The following is a 15167-nucleotide window of genomic DNA, read 5'->3' on the forward strand; positions in this document are numbered from 1 at the left end:
ACGCAATCCTGCGTCATTGTTATTTATCGCCAATAGGGGCGATGAGTTTAAAGCGCCCCTATTCTAGAAATGAACATTTCCCCTCACCAGTTAAATAAATACGGTAAGTTTGATGTAGGGCAATGTGTTGCCTTTAATTGGAAAATGAAGACATGCAAAGCAGAGTGGCATTTCCGGCAGCAAGAATATTGGCCGGGAATCATTATTTCAAATGAAAGTTGTTGGTTAAATTCTTAATTTATCATTTCTGCTTTTCACTATTTCCCAGACAATCGGGTGTCCGTCCGGGCGCGCTGGCGTTATACTCCTGAAAACTTAAAGGAAAAAGTTCATCTCTCCCGGAGGGTACATGTTGCTTGAACGTGTGGAAATCGTGGGGTTCCGCGGCATTAACCGTCTGTCGCTGATGCTGGAGCACAATAACGTGCTGATCGGGGAAAACGCCTGGGGTAAATCCAGCCTGCTGGATGCCCTCACGCTGTTGCTCTCCCCGGAATCCGATCTGTACCATTTTGTCCGGGAAGATTTCTGGTTCCCTCCCGGGGATCTGCTGGGACGCGAACACCATCTGCATATTATTCTCACCTTCCGTGAAGCCGAGCCGGGCCGTCACCGCGTTCGTCGCTACCGCCCCCTGGCCGACTGCTGGGTGCCGTGCCAGGACAACTATCAGCGCATCTTTTATCGTCTGGAAGGTGAACTGGCTGATGACGACAGCGTGCTGACCCTGCGCGGGTTTCTCGATAACCACGGCAATCCTCTGCCGCTGGCGGATATCGACGAGCTGGCGCGGCATCTGGTGCGCCTGATGCCGGTGCTGCGCCTGCGCGACGCCCGCTTTATGCGCCGGATCCGCAACGGCACGGTGCCCAACATGCCCGACGTGGAGGTTACCGCCCGCGAGCTGGATTATCTGGCCCGGGAGCTGGTGGCCCGTCCGCAAAATCTCACCGATGGCCAGATCCGCCAGGGGCTGTCGGCGATGGTGCAGCTGCTGGAGCACTACTTTACCGAGCAAGGCACCTCGCCGGTCCGCAACCGCCTGATGCGGCGGCGCTCCCACGATGAACAGCGCAGCTGGCGCTACCTCGACATCATCAACCGGATGATTGACCGTCCCGGTGGCCGTTCGCACCGGGTGATCCTGCTGGGGCTCTTCTCGACGCTCCTGCAGGCCAAAGGCACCGTCCGGCTCGACCGGGATGCCCGCCCGCTGCTGCTGGTGGAAGATCCCGAGACGCGCCTGCACCCGATTATGCTCTCGGTGGCCTGGCACCTGCTGAATCTGCTGCCGTTGCAGCGCATCACCACTACCAACTCCGGCGAGCTGCTGTCGTTAACCCCGGTGGAGCACGTCTGTCGTCTGGTGCGTGAGTCGTCGCGTGTCACCGCTTTCCGCCTTGGGCCGGGAGGAATGAACGCCGAAGACAGCCGCCGAATCGCCTTCCACATTCGCTTTAATCGCGCCTCCTCCCTGTTCGCCCGCTGCTGGCTGCTGGTGGAAGGGGAGACCGAAACCTGGGTGATTAACGAGCTGGCCCGCCAGTGCGGTCACCACTTCGATGCCGAGGGGATCAAGGTGATTGAGTTCGCCCAGTCGGGCTTAAAACCGCTGATCAAATTTGCCCGGCGGATGGGCATTGAATGGCACGTGCTGGTGGATGGCGACGAGGCGGGCAAGAAATATGCCGCTACCGTGCGCGGGCTGATCAACAATGACAAGGAAGAGGAGCGCGAGCACCTGACGACGCTGCCCGCCTTGGACATGGAGCACTTCATGTACCGCCAGGGCTTCGCGGACGTCTTTCACCGGGTAGCGATGATCCCCGAGAATGCTCCGATGAACATACGACGGGTGATCGTGAAAGCCATTCACCGCTCGTCGAAGCCCGATCTGGCGATTGAGGTGGCGATGGAAGCCGGGCGGCGCGGGGTTGAAGCGGTGCCGCCCCTGTTGCGGAAGATGTTCTCCCGCGTGCTGTGGCTGGCGCGCGGGAGAGCCGATTAACGGCGGGTCGCCTGGTTGACCTGATCGATCAGGCTGTCCAGCAGGGCAAAGCGGCGGCGGTACTCGGCGCGCTTTTTGCTGGCGATCTCGTCCATCGGTTTACGCGGCATGGCGAGCGGCAGGCGGAAGTTGCCCTCGTCGGTGCGCTCGCCGCCGAGTGACTGCCAGAAGCTGTCGTAATCGGCCAGCAGTTTGCCCTCTTTTTTCTTCCGGTAGCGCCAGCTGCGGTAGATATGGGTGCTGTTGCTGACGGCCACGATCTGCTCCACGGCAAGGGCGCTGCCCAGCGTCATGGCAGCCTCCACCAGCAGGCGTTTCGGGAACAGGCCGTGACAGGCCTTGGTGGCGCTCTGGATCGCCTCGTGCGGGACAAAGGCTTTCGCTCCCTGCATCCCGCCGATAAACAGCGTCGCGGTACCGTTAATCTGGCACAGCGTGAAGGTTATCTCCGCCAGCACCGTCTGCTCCGCGTCGCAAAACGCCAGCGTGGCTTCACCCTCTTTATCCAGAAACGCATCGGCGCACAGGCGCAGGGTAAACTGCTGTTCGTCTTTGCCGGTCAGGGTCAGCAGCGTTACCCCTTCCCGGGAGAGATAGCCGTTCATCAGCGCGGCCGGAAGCAGACGCTGCATCGTCTGATAGTGCCAGCTCAGCGCCTGCAGGGTTTGCTGACGGTTAATGGCGACGGACAACCACGGGCGGTGCAGGCGGCAGGGCAGCCCCGGCTGAACCTGCAGCAGCTGCAGTAACTGCGGCTGTTGCGCCAGGTTTGTCAGCAGGCGGGCGGTGCTGAATGGCGTCATCAGCGATCGCAGCATAAACTTGCGGCGGTAGGCCGGATTGCGCCAGGCCAGCCCGGGGGTTAATGTCCCGGAGGCCAGACGTTGAAAGAGTTGCCAGCCCGATGTGGGTTGCGGCTGGAGTGAATAAGATGACTCTGCGATGGATGACATAATAAATTCCGGTCTTGTTGCCAGAACTCTATTTCAGCAGGGGTTTAATCAACCTCTCCTCAACGATTTTCACCCATCCTTAAAAGCAGGGGTTTCGTTGAGGAACGGTTTAGTTAGAATCAACAGTTATGTAAGCCAGAATAGCTATTTGGAATATTTATGAACTTTAAGGGAAAACGCAGGAAGCTGTTTCTGCTGCTGGTGCTGATTGTACTGGTGGCTGGATTCTGGCTGTGGCAGGTGCTTAACGCCCCGGTGCCGCATTATCAGACGCTGATTGTCCGTCCGGGCGAGCTGCAACAGAGCGTGCTTGCCACCGGCAAGCTGGACGCGCTGCGCAAGGTGGACGTCGGGGCTCAGGTCAGCGGTCAGCTGAAAACGCTGTCGGTGGAGATTGGCGACAAGGTGAAAAAGGGGCAACTGCTGGGGGTCATCGACCCGGAGCAGGCCGAAAACCAGATCAAAGAGGTGGAAGCGACCCTGATGGAGCTGCGGGCCCAGCGTAGCCAGGCCGAAGCAGAACGTAAGCTGGCCCAGGTGACCCTGAGCCGTCAGCGGCAGCTGGCCACCACCCAGGCGATCTCGCAGCAGGATCTGGATACCTCGACCACCGAACTGGCGGTTAAGCAGGCGCAGATCGGCACCATCGACGCGCAGATCAAACGCAACCAGGCCTCGCTGGACAGCGCCAAAACCAACCTCGATTACACCCGTATCGTCGCCCCGATGGCCGGAGAAGTGACGCAAATCACCACCCTGCAGGGGCAGACGGTGATTGCCGCCCAGCAGGCGCCGAACATCCTGACCCTGGCGGATATGGGCACCATGCTGGTGAAGGCCCAGGTCTCCGAGGCGGATGTGATCCACCTCAAGCCGGGGCAAAAAGCCTGGTTTACCGTGCTGGGGGATCCGCAAACCCGCTACGAAGGGGTGCTGAAAGATATTCTTCCGACCCCGGAGAAGGTTAACGACGCCATCTTCTATCACGCCCGATTTGAAGTCCCTAACCCGCAGGGGGTGCTGCGCCTGGACATGACCGCTCAGGTGCATATCCAGCTGGCCGGGGAGAAAAATGTGCTGACCATTCCGCTGGCGGCGCTGGGTGAACCGGTGGGCGACAACCGCTACAACGTGAAGGTGCTGCGAAACGGCGAGACACGCGAGCGTGAGGTGAGCCTTGGCTCGCGCAACGACACCGACGTGGTGGTGGTGAAAGGGCTGGAAGAGGGTGAAGAGGTCGTCATCAGCGAGAGCCAGCCCGGGGCGGCTAAATGACGGCCCTGCTGGAGCTGAATGATATCCGCCGGAGCTATCCCTCCGGCGACGGGCCGGTGGAGGTGCTGAAGGGCATCACCCTGCAGGTCGAGGCCGGAGAGATGGTGGCGATTGTCGGGGCCTCGGGCTCGGGTAAATCGACGCTGATGAACATTCTCGGCTGCCTGGATAAACCCACCAGCGGCACCTACCGGGTGGCAGGGACCGATGTCGCGACCCTGGACAGCGATGCGCTGGCGAAGCTGCGGCGGGAACATTTCGGTTTTATCTTCCAGCGTTACCACCTGCTCTCGCACCTGAGTGCGGCGCAGAACGTCGAAGTGCCGGCGGTCTATGCCGGTGTGGAGCGCAAAAAACGCCTTGAGCGGGCTCAGGCGCTGCTTACCCGGCTGGGGCTGGGGGAGCGGGTGGATTACCAGCCTTCGCAGCTCTCCGGCGGCCAGCAGCAGCGGGTGAGTATCGCCCGGGCGCTGATGAACGGCGGACAGGTGATCCTCGCCGATGAACCGACCGGGGCGCTGGACAGTCACTCCGGGGAAGAGGTAATGGCGATCCTGCATCAGCTGCGGGATCAGGGGCATACGGTGATCATCGTCACTCACGATCCGCAGGTGGCCGCGCAGGCCGGACGGATCGTGGAGATCCACGATGGCGAACTGGTCAGCAATCCGCCACCCGGCCTCAACGCCACCCGACGTCAGGAGGTGGCGTTGCCTCCGCCGTCCGGCTGGCGGCAGTTTGCCAGCAGCTTCCGCGAAGCGCTGACCATGGCCTGGCTGGCGATGGCCGCCAACAAGATGCGCACCCTGTTGACCATGCTCGGGATCATCATCGGTATCGCCTCGGTGGTGTCGATTGTGGTGGTGGGCGATGCCGCCAAACAGCTGGTGCTGTCGGATATCCGCTCCATCGGCACCAATACCATTGACGTCTATCCCGGCAAAGATTTTGGCGACGATGAGCCGCAGTATCAGCAGGCGCTGAAATATGACGATCTGGCGGCGATTCAGAAGCAGCCGTGGGTCAACTCCGCCACCCCGGCGGTGTCACAGAACCTGCGTCTGCGCTACGCCAATATTGACGTGGCGGCCAGCGCCAACGGCGTCAGCGGCGATTACTTTAACGTCTACGGCATGACCTTCAGCGAGGGGACAACTTTCAATGCGGAACAGCTGGCGGGCCGGTCGCAGGTGGTGGTGCTGGATGCCAACTCCCGGCGGCAGCTGTTCCCCAATAAAGCGAAAGTGGTGGGCGAAATTATCCTGGTGGGGAATATGCCCGCGACGGTGATCGGCGTGGCGGAGGAGAAGCAGTCGATGTTTGGCAGCAGCAAGATCCTGCGCGTCTGGCTGCCGTACACCACCATCTCCGGGCGCATTATGGGGCAGTCCTGGCTGAACTCAATCACCGTTCGGGTGAAGGAGGGCTACGACAGCGCCCAGGCGGAACAACAGCTCGAGCGCCTGCTGACCCTACGTCACGGGAAGAAAGATTTCTTCACCTGGAACATGGACGGGCTCTTGAAAACGGCTGAAAAGACCACACGTACTCTTCAGCTCTTCCTCACGCTGGTGGCGATCATCTCCCTGCTGGTCGGGGGGATTGGGGTGATGAATATCATGCTGGTGTCGGTGACCGAGCGTACGCGCGAGATCGGCATCCGCATGGCGGTGGGCGCCCGAGCCAGCGACGTGCTGCAGCAGTTTTTAATTGAGGCGGTGCTGGTCTGTCTGGTGGGCGGCGCGCTGGGGATCACACTTTCCCTGCTTATCGCCTTCACGCTGCAGCTGTTTTTACCCGGCTGGGAAATTGGTTTTTCACCAATGGCGCTGTTAACCGCCTTCCTCTGTTCTACCTTTACCGGGGTGCTGTTTGGCTGGCTGCCGGCCCGAAATGCCGCCCGGCTGGATCCGGTGGATGCGTTAGCCCGGGAATAAGTCTGTTGGCCCGCAAATAAAAATGCCAGCGCATCGGGCTGGCATTTTGAGTGCGGGGTGTACACAATGAAACAGAGGGCTATGCCACCGCTTCAACTTCGATGGGCACAATAACGCTGGCATGATTGCCTTTTGGCCCGAGGTGTACATCAAACCGAACGGCTTGTCCGGCTTTCAGCGTTCTGTAACCATCCATCTGAATGGTGGAGTAATGCGCGAAGATGTCTTCGCCGCCGCCTTCAGGGCAGATAAAACCAAACCCTTTGGCGTTGTTGAACCACTTAACTGTACCCGTTTCCATGCTTCGACATCCTTCGTAAATCTTATTGAGTTAGATGTAATGAACCGGTGCTGGAGTGGGGGGCTGTTCAAAACCTCGCCAACTCACGCCTGTACAATTTAGATAAACCAAAGGCAGCGTCAAGCATTTGCCGGGGCAGGGAGGGGAAAAATGCGTCAAAATTTGAAGCAGTTAACGCTATTGGCGGGTATTGTGACAGACATCGCGGATGGCAATAATAGATGTGAGTTATCTGACATCTGAGGTAGATTCAGGTTATGTATAGCCTCCAGTCAGCATCAGAACCGCGACCGGAGAGCGTAAACGAAGATGACGACTGACAATGGGTAAGACGAACGACTGGCTCGATTTTGACAAGCTGGCGGAAGATAAAGTGCGCGACGCGCTAAAACCGCCATCTATGTATAAAGTTATGTTAATGAACGATGACTACACGCCGATGGAATTTGTTATTGACGTGCTACAAAAGTTCTTTTCTTATGATGTAGAACGTGCAACGCAACTGATGCTTACCGTTCACTATCATGGCAAAGCCATCTGCGGTGTTTTTACTGCAGAAGTCGCAGAGACGAAGGTGGCGATGGTGAACCAGTATGCGAGGGAGAACGAGCATCCGTTGCTGTGTACGCTGGAAAAAGCCTGAATAAGGCAATGAAAATTGGGGGAGGTGCCTATGCTCAATCAAGAACTGGAACTCAGTTTAAACATGGCTTTCGCCAGAGCGCGTGAGCACCGACATGAGTTTATGACGGTCGAGCACTTGCTGCTTGCACTGCTCAGCAATCCATCCGCCCGCGAAGCGCTTGAAGCCTGCTCCGTGGACCTGGTGGCGCTGCGTCAGGAACTTGAAGCCTTCATCGAACAGACCACACCTGTACTGCCCGTCAGTGAAGAGGAGCGCGACACGCAGCCGACGCTCAGCTTCCAGCGTGTACTCCAGCGTGCGGTATTTCACGTCCAGTCCTCCGGACGTAGCGAAGTCACCGGTGCCAACGTGCTGGTTGCCATCTTCAGCGAGCAGGAGTCGCAAGCCGCCTACCTGCTGCGCAAACACGAAGTCAGCCGCCTCGATGTGGTCAACTTCATCTCTCACGGAACGCGAAAAGACGAGCCGAATCAGGCATCGGATTCCGGCCATCAGGCCAACAGCGAAGAGCAAGCAGGCGGGGAGGAACGTATGGAAAACTTCACCACCAATCTTAACCAGCTTGCCCGCGTCGGCGGTATTGACCCGCTGATTGGCCGCGAAAAAGAGCTGGAACGGGCGATTCAGGTCCTGTGCCGCCGTCGTAAGAACAACCCGCTGCTGGTGGGGGAATCGGGCGTCGGTAAAACGGCGATTGCCGAAGGGCTGGCCTGGCGTATCGTGCAGGGCGACGTTCCGGAAGTGATCGCCGATTGCACCATCTACTCGCTGGATATCGGTTCCCTGCTGGCCGGGACCAAATACCGTGGTGATTTTGAAAAACGTTTCAAAGCGCTGCTGAAACAGCTGGAGCAGGATACCAACAGCATCCTGTTTATCGACGAGATCCATACCATCATCGGCGCCGGTGCGGCATCCGGTGGCCAGGTGGATGCGGCCAACCTGATCAAACCGCTGCTCTCCAGCGGCAAGATCCGGGTGATTGGCTCGACCACCTACCAGGAGTTCAGCAATATTTTCGAAAAAGACCGCGCCCTGGCGCGTCGCTTCCAGAAAATCGACATTACTGAACCGTCGGTGGAAGAAACAGTCCAGATCATCAACGGCCTGAAACCGAAGTACGAAGCGCACCACGACGTGCGTTATACCGCCAAAGCGGTGCGTGCGGCGGTGGAGCTGGCGGTGAAATATATCAACGACCGTCATCTGCCGGATAAAGCGATTGACGTGATCGACGAAGCGGGCGCGCGTGCGCGTCTGATGCCGGTCAGCAAGCGCAAGAAAACGGTCAACGTGGCGGATATCGAATCCGTGGTGGCCCGCATCGCGCGTATCCCTGAGAAGAGCGTTTCTCAGAGCGACCGCGATACGCTGAAAAACCTCGGCGATCGCCTGAAAATGCTGGTCTTTGGTCAGGATAAAGCCATTGAGGCCTTAACCGAAGCCATTAAGATGGCCCGCGCCGGGCTGGGGCATGAGCACAAGCCAGTCGGTTCTTTCCTGTTCGCCGGCCCGACCGGGGTAGGGAAAACCGAGGTGACGGTCCAACTCTCCAAAGCGCTGGGCATTGAACTGCTGCGCTTTGATATGTCCGAGTATATGGAGCGTCACACCGTCAGTCGTCTGATCGGTGCGCCTCCGGGCTATGTCGGCTTTGACCAGGGCGGCCTGCTCACCGATGCGGTGATTAAGCATCCGCACGCAGTTCTGCTGCTCGATGAGATCGAGAAAGCGCACCCGGACGTCTTTAACCTGCTGCTGCAGGTGATGGATAACGGGACGCTGACCGACAACAACGGGCGCAAAGCGGACTTCCGCAACGTGGTGATGGTGATGACCACCAACGCCGGGGTGCGTGAGACCGAGCGTAAATCCATCGGCCTGATCCACCAGGATAACAGCACCGATGCGATGGAAGAGATCAAGAAGGTCTTTACGCCGGAGTTCCGTAACCGTCTGGACAACATTATCTGGTTCGATCACCTGTCTACCGAGGTGATCCATCAGGTGGTGGATAAGTTCATCGTCGAGCTGCAGGTTCAGCTGGATCAGAAAGGGGTCTCCCTGGAAGTGAGTCAAGAAGCCCGCGACTGGCTGGCTGAGAAAGGCTACGATCGTGCGATGGGTGCGCGTCCGATGGCGCGAGTCATCCAGGACAACCTGAAGAAACCGTTGGCTAACGAACTGCTGTTTGGTTCGCTGGTGGATGGGGGGCAGGTGACCGTGGCGCTGGATCAGGCGAAGAACGAGCTGACGTATGACTTCCAGAGTGCGGCGAAGCATAAGCCGGAAGCGGCTCACTAAGCTTGTTGAGTGTTGATAAAAACCGGGCGATAGCCCGGTTTTTTTATGCCTGCTTTTCACTGCAAGCTCGATCGGTTCCCTCTCCCTTGAGGGAGAGGGTTAGGGTGAGGGGGAATGCGCGCACACTATCGTCAAAATTTTGCGAGGCGTTATCCAGAATTTAAACAGGGATATTGCTGGATAAAACCCCAGTAATAGAATGGCGATGCACCTGCAAAATCAGGTGCCAGGATTGGCGTCCTGACCAAACCTCGGAAATGATGTTGCATGCGCAACTATCAGCGGTTTCGTTCACTCTTTTGAAAGCTGCGGATATAATCCGTACGTTCATATTATGGTGGGCTGGGCCTGGGCTTCTCTGAAGCGCCGATTTTTCCGAGGGTAGTCGGTACGCCAACCTGGTTCAGTCCACCGCCTGAGTTGGCGTTCGGGTGGTCAGCAAAAAATTACTTTCGGAGATTATGATTATGGAAAATTACAGCATCACCCAGCTTTATAGCGAACTCGAACTCAGCACTCCCGATCTCTCCACGCTCGCCGCGCGCTGCAACCTGCTCACCGAAATCCTGGTCGATTGCAATTCGCTGCCGCAGACGCAGCCCGTCTGCCGCTGTCTTGCGGCATACCTGGACGCATTCAGAAGTGAGCTGGAAAAATCGATGACCGATTTCCGCGTGCTGGATGAGGATGAGATACCGCCAGCACACAAACAGGAGTGGCTGCTGGACAGCACCGAAGCCCAGTGCGATTACTGCCAGGCGTTAAACCATGTGCTGCTGGTGTCGCATTTTGACCGCGAAATGCTGCCGCATCTCACCGGCCTGCTGCATGAGATCAGCCATGCGATGCTGGCCGATCTGACGGTGGTGCGTGTCCACTGACGCTACGCATAAAAAAAGGCCGGGATAACCCGGCCTTTAGTATTCTCTCTACGCCATTCGCGGCGAAAAACTCTTAGCGACTACGGAAGACAATGCGGCCTTTGCTCAGGTCGTACGGGGTCAGCTCGACAGTCACTTTGTCGCCCGTCAGAATACGGATATAGTTCTTACGCATTTTACCGGAGATATGCGCGGTAACGACGTGACCGTTTTCCAGTTCTACGCGAAACATGGTGTTAGGCAACGTTTCAAGAACGGTACCCTGCATTTCAATATTGTCTTCTTTGGCCATCTAATCCTCTGGGGTATCACTACCAAGTTTTGAACCGGCAAGATAATGCCGAAATTCATCAATTAAGTAAAGATTTGTGCGTTTAAAACGCAGCAAAGCAGTTTCAGCGTATTACCCGGACGTCACGGTTCGACCGTACGAAAAGCGCATACGTAAAGGGGAGGTGGCAGGATAAACGATAGGGCGTTATCGGATGCGAACTATTCCCAAACGGCGGCGGGGCAACAGGCAGAACCTACTCTGCGGCAGAATTATAGCACCTTGAGGAAAAATATGCGGAAAACATTTATCTCTGGGGCGTAAATAACGTGCCGGGGACCCAGAAATTCTGCGGTAATTTCTGCATGCGCAGCGTTGCCAGCTGCGCCAGATATTCATGGCGGGAGATCTCAACCGCACCCAGCGAGGCGGTATGCTCGTTCAGCACCTGACAATCCATCAACTGGCCGCCGTTGCGGGTAAAGCGTTCGCAGAAAACCAGCAGCGCGGTTTTGGAGGCATTCACCGCGCGGCTGAACATCGACTCGCCGCAAAACAGGGTGCCCTGCGCCACGCCGTACATTCCGCCCACCAGCTCGTCCTTATCCCACACCTCAATCGAGTGGGCGTAACCCAGCTCGTGCAGGCGGTGATAGGCGGTGATCACCTCAGGAGTGATCCATGTCCCTTCAAAGCGATCGGCGGCACACCCCTCAATCACCTGACCAAACGCGTGATTGAGGGTGACGCGATAGGGGGAGCGGGCGTGAAAGCGCTTCATGCTGCGGCTGATATGAAACTGTGCGGGCCACAGAACGGCGCGGGGATCGGGCGACCACCATAAGATTGGATCGCCGGGTGAAAACCACGGAAAAATCCCCCGCTGGTAGGCCATTAACAGACGCGACGGGCTCAGATCGCCGCCCAGGGCCAGCAAACCATTAGGTTCGCGCAGCGCCCCTTCCGGAGAAGGGAACGCAAGAGAATGACGAGAGAGCTGGACCAGGCGCATGACAACAAAACTCCAGTACGCGAAGTGGGGATCGGTTCAAATATAGACTACAGACGCTGTTTGAACTGGTAGTAGCGACCCTGTTTTGCCAACAGTTCTGCGTGACTACCTTGCTCAATAATCTGTCCGTTGTCCATCACAATAATTTGATCGAAATCCACCAGACCGCGCAGGCGATGCGTCACCATCAGCACCGTTTTGCCCTGCATCTCTTTTTCCAGTAAATCAAGGATTTGCCGCTCTGTTGTGGCGTCAAGCCCCTCGGTAGGTTCGTCCAGTAACATCAGGGGCGCATCGTGCAGCAGCGCGCGCGCAATTGCCAGGCGACGCAGTTCCCCGCCGGAGAGCTGACGACCCCCTTCACCGAGCCAGCTGTTCAGCCCCTCGTCTTCCAGCAGCTTGTGCAGACCCACCTTTTCCAGTATCGCGGTTAATAGATCATCGCCAGTGCCGGGGGCGGCTAACAGCAGGTTATCACGCAGGGTAGCGCTGAAAAGATGGACCCGCTGCGGTACCACGCTCACCGTTTTACGCAGCGCGGACTCGCTCATCTCTGATACAGGGGTATCGTTGAACAGGATCTGGCCCTGAGCCGGATCCCATGCCCGGGTCAGGAGTTGCAGCAGGGTCGACTTCCCGCAGCCGGTGCGACCCAGCACCGCAACGTGCGCGCCTGCGGGGATGGTCAGGTTAATATGGTCCAGCGCCGGTTGCGCCTGGCCTTCATACGCAAAGCTGACATCCGCCAGTCGGAGGGCCAGGTGCTCAGGCACGTCGGACAGGGTGGTGCTGAACGTTACTTCCGGTTGCTGACCGGTGATCTGGGTGATGCGCAGCGCGGATGCCACCACCTGGCCCAGATGCTGAAAGGCTCCGGTCACCGGCGCCAGCGCTTCAAACGCCGCCAGCGCACAGAAGACAAACAGCGCAATGAGCGGGCCCGGCTGGGTGTTACCGCCCACGCCGCCGGACGCCAACCACAGCATCGCCATCACGGCGATCCCGCCAATCAACAGCATCAACGCCTGGGACAGAGCCGTCAGCTCCGACTGTTTGCGCTGGGCTTCGTGCCAGTTCAGCTCGGTATTTTCCATCTGCGCCCGGTAGCGACGGCTGGCGCCAAAAATCGTCAGCTCTGCCTGACCCTGCAGCCAGCCCGTCAGCTGCTGGCGATATTCGCCGCGCAGACGGGTCAGGTTTTCACCGGTCGGCTTCCCGGCGCGGTAAAACAGCGGCGGCAGCAGAAACAGCGTCAGAATCATGATCCCGCCGAGCACCAGAGCGATGTTGACGTCCAGCAGGCTCAGCCCGAGTGTAACAACCACAATCACCACCAGCGCCCCTACCAGCGGGGAGATAACGCGCAGGTAAAGATGATCGAGGGTATCGACATCCGCGACGACGCGGTTCAGCAGTTCACCCTGGCGATAGCGCGCCAGCCCGGCAGGGGAGAGGGGCAGCAGCTTGCTGAAGGTGGTGACGCGCAGGTGCTGCAGCACGCGGAAGGTGGCGTCATGGCTGACCAGACGCTCGAAGTAGCGCCCGGCGGTGCGGGTGATGGCCGTGCCGCGCACCCCTGCAGCAGGCAGCATATAGTTGAAGCTGTATAGCCCGGCAAACCCGGCGACCGCGGAGGCAGAGAGGAACCAGCCCGAAAGGGTTAACAGGCCGATACTGGCCAGCAGGGTGATGATCGCCAGCACCACGCCAAGGATCAGCATCCATTTGTGGCGCATATAGAGCGCCAGATAAGGCAGTAAAGCGCGCATCAGATCTCCTCCTGACGGTTCGCCAGCAGAGCCGCAAACGGCCCCTGTGCCGCTGCGAGCGTGGCGTAATCGCCCTGCTCGACAAGCTGTCCGTTGTCCATGACCCAGATCTGATCCCAGTGGGCAATGCCCTCCAGCTGGTGGGTCACCATCAGCGTAGTTTGCTGCTGCGAGGCGGCATCCAGGGCCAGCATTACGCGCTGTTCGCTGTGCGCATCCAGGCTGGCAGCGGGTTCATCCAGGAGTAAAAGCTGGCAGGGGTTGAGCAGGGCGCGGGCCACGGCGATACGCTGTGCCTGACCGACGGACAGCCCCGCCGACTGATCGCCGACAATCGTATCTACCCCGTTTGGCAGCAGGGGCAGGAATTCACTCACCCAGGCGCGATCGAGCACCGACTGCAGCTCTTCGTCGCTGGCATCCGGGCGCGCCAGCAGCACGTTTTCTCGCAGCGTGGCCGCCGGAAGCTGCGGGTTCTGACCCACCCAGCTTAAATGGGTGCGCCATTCATCAGGATCGAGCGCAGAGAGTTCGGCCTGATTGATGCGCAGCGAGCCGCTGTAGGCCATAAAACCGGATAGGGCATTCAGGAGCGAGCTCTTGCCCGAGCCGCTGGTGCCCACCAGCACCACCCGCTGACCTCCCGCGAGGCTGAAGTTCAATGGCCCCGCCAGCACCTTGCCCTCCGGCGACAGCACGCAGAAATCTTCTGCGTCAATGCTAACCGGTTTACTGGTGTTCAGGGTCACGTCCCCGCGCTGCGGATGGGCCAGCGGTGTTTCGAGGAACGTTTTCAGGCTATCGGCCGCGCCCACGGCCTGGGCCTTCGCATGATAGAAGGTGCCCAGATCGCGCAGCGGCTGGAAGAACTCCGGCGCCAGAATCAATGTCAGGAAGCCCGCTGAGAGGGTCACGGCGGTGCCGTAATGTCCAAAATCGAGGGCGCCCAGGTAGGAGAAACCAAAATAGACGGCGACCAGCGCAATCGACAGGGAGGTAAAGAACTCCAGCACCCCGGAGGATAAGAACGCCAGGCGTAACACCTCCATGGTGCGCTGACGGAAGTCCTGGGAGGCGTGGCGGATGTTGTCGGTTTCGGCTTCACCGCGACCAAAAATACGCAACGTTTCCATGCCGCGCAGACGGTCGAGGAAGTGACCGCTGAGACGACCCAGGGCCAGGAAGTTACGGCGATTGGCATCGGCGGCACCCATGCCGACCATCGCCATAAATAGCGGGATCAGCGGGGCGGTGCCCAGCAGGATCAGCGCCGCAACCCAGTTATACGGGAAAATCGCGAGTACGATCAGCACGGGAACGAATACGGCCAGCGCCATCTGCGGCAGATAGCGGGCGTAGTAGTCATGCATATCGTCGATTTGCTCGAGGATAAGCGTTGCCCAACTGCCGGCGGGTTTGCCCTGAATCCAGGCGGGGCCGGCTTCCTGCAATCTGTCGAGCACCTGACGGCGAATTTCGTAGCGAATATTCTGCCCGGCATGAAAACCCACGCGCTCACGCAGCCAGACGACCCAGGCACGCAGAATAAAGACCAGAATCAGCACAATGAAAGGCAGCAACAACGCCTCGCGTGGGATGTTTTCCATGATCATATGGTTAAGAATGCGGGCCAGCAGCCATGCCTGACCGACAATCAACACGCCGCTGATAAACCCTAAAAGACGGGAAATATTCAGCCAGCGGCGGGAAAGAACGCTTTGCTGTTTAAGCCAGCGTGTTAACTCTTGTTGACGGGTTTTTTCCATTGCGTGCTTTGCAGGTGATGTTATTAGGTATTGGGCACGGCAAT

The 15167-nt window shown here is 58.5% G+C and carries 12 protein-coding genes; 6 read left to right on the forward strand and 6 right to left on the reverse strand.

The features are described from left to right. Positions 1–349: 349 nt before the first annotated feature. On the forward strand, positions 350–2008 hold the full coding sequence (locus tag SOM40_RS07430; RefSeq protein WP_320529733.1) for an ATP-dependent endonuclease: 1659 nt from the start codon (positions 350–352) through the stop codon (positions 2006–2008). Here the strand turns inward: SOM40_RS07430 and SOM40_RS07435 are convergent. Further along, a complete protein-coding gene (locus SOM40_RS07435) occupies positions 2005–2961 on the reverse strand; it encodes a VirK/YbjX family protein (protein ID WP_312188780.1) in 957 nt (318 codons plus the stop codon). The genes SOM40_RS07430 and SOM40_RS07435 overlap by 4 nt on opposite strands. 159 nt (positions 2962–3120) lie before the next feature. Between SOM40_RS07435 and macA the strand changes: the two genes are divergently transcribed. Beyond that, positions 3121–4236, forward strand: a complete 1116-nt coding sequence (gene macA / locus SOM40_RS07440) for a macrolide transporter subunit MacA (protein WP_320529732.1) — start codon at positions 3121–3123, stop codon at positions 4234–4236. After that, the gene (macB, locus tag SOM40_RS07445) at positions 4233–6173 is read left to right on the forward strand and encodes a macrolide ABC transporter ATP-binding protein/permease MacB (RefSeq protein ID WP_261642544.1); all 1941 of its coding nucleotides are present in this window, start codon (positions 4233–4235) and stop codon (positions 6171–6173) included. Before macA ends, macB begins: the two co-directional genes overlap by 4 nt. Positions 6174–6252: 79 nt before the next feature. Here macB and cspD read toward each other — a convergent pair whose 3' ends face one another. Continuing rightward, positions 6253–6474, reverse strand: coding sequence for a cold shock-like protein CspD (gene cspD / locus SOM40_RS07450; RefSeq protein WP_106992562.1), 222 nt, complete (start codon positions 6472–6474; stop codon positions 6253–6255). Between the two features lie 322 nt (positions 6475–6796). Here cspD and clpS point away from each other — a divergent pair, with 322 nt between their 5' ends. The 3 genes from clpS to SOM40_RS07465 all read left to right on the forward strand — a co-directional run bounded on the left by clpS (position 6797) and on the right by SOM40_RS07465 (position 10305). Next, complete coding sequence (clpS, locus tag SOM40_RS07455; RefSeq protein ID WP_032617325.1) at positions 6797–7117, forward strand: ATP-dependent Clp protease adapter ClpS; 321 nt, start codon at positions 6797–6799, stop codon at positions 7115–7117. Positions 7118–7147: 30 nt separating this feature from the next. After that, positions 7148–9424, forward strand: a complete 2277-nt coding sequence (gene clpA / locus SOM40_RS07460; protein ID WP_106992563.1) for an ATP-dependent Clp protease ATP-binding subunit ClpA — start codon at positions 7148–7150, stop codon at positions 9422–9424. 461 nt (positions 9425–9885) lie between these two features. Continuing rightward, positions 9886–10305, forward strand: a complete 420-nt coding sequence (locus SOM40_RS07465; protein WP_320529731.1) for a class III extradiol ring-cleavage dioxygenase family protein — start codon at positions 9886–9888, stop codon at positions 10303–10305. Positions 10306–10378: 73 nt separating this feature from the next. Here the strand turns inward: SOM40_RS07465 and infA are convergent, their stop codons facing one another. The 4 genes from infA to cydD all read right to left on the reverse strand — a co-directional run bounded on the left by infA (position 10379) and on the right by cydD (position 15123). Next, the gene (infA, locus tag SOM40_RS07470) at positions 10379–10597 is read right to left on the reverse strand and encodes a translation initiation factor IF-1 (protein ID WP_001040187.1); all 219 of its coding nucleotides are present in this window, start codon (positions 10595–10597) and stop codon (positions 10379–10381) included. Positions 10598–10883: 286 nt separating this feature from the next. Next, complete coding sequence (aat, locus tag SOM40_RS07475) at positions 10884–11588, reverse strand: leucyl/phenylalanyl-tRNA--protein transferase (RefSeq protein ID WP_225759169.1); 705 nt, start codon at positions 11586–11588, stop codon at positions 10884–10886. 47 nt (positions 11589–11635) lie between these two features. Further along, positions 11636–13357, reverse strand: a complete 1722-nt coding sequence (gene cydC, locus SOM40_RS07480; protein ID WP_320457119.1) for a heme ABC transporter ATP-binding protein/permease CydC — start codon at positions 13355–13357, stop codon at positions 11636–11638. Beyond that, entirely contained in the window at positions 13357–15123 is a 1767-nt protein-coding gene (gene cydD / locus SOM40_RS07485) for a heme ABC transporter permease/ATP-binding protein CydD (protein ID WP_106992566.1), read from the reverse strand. The genes cydC and cydD overlap by 1 nt, the downstream gene beginning before the upstream one ends. Positions 15124–15167 lie beyond the last annotated feature (44 nt).

It is taken from the genome of Leclercia sp. CFBP8987, assembly GCF_034044995.2.
Classification (GTDB): Bacteria; Pseudomonadota; Gammaproteobacteria; order Enterobacterales; family Enterobacteriaceae; genus Enterobacter; species Enterobacter tamurae.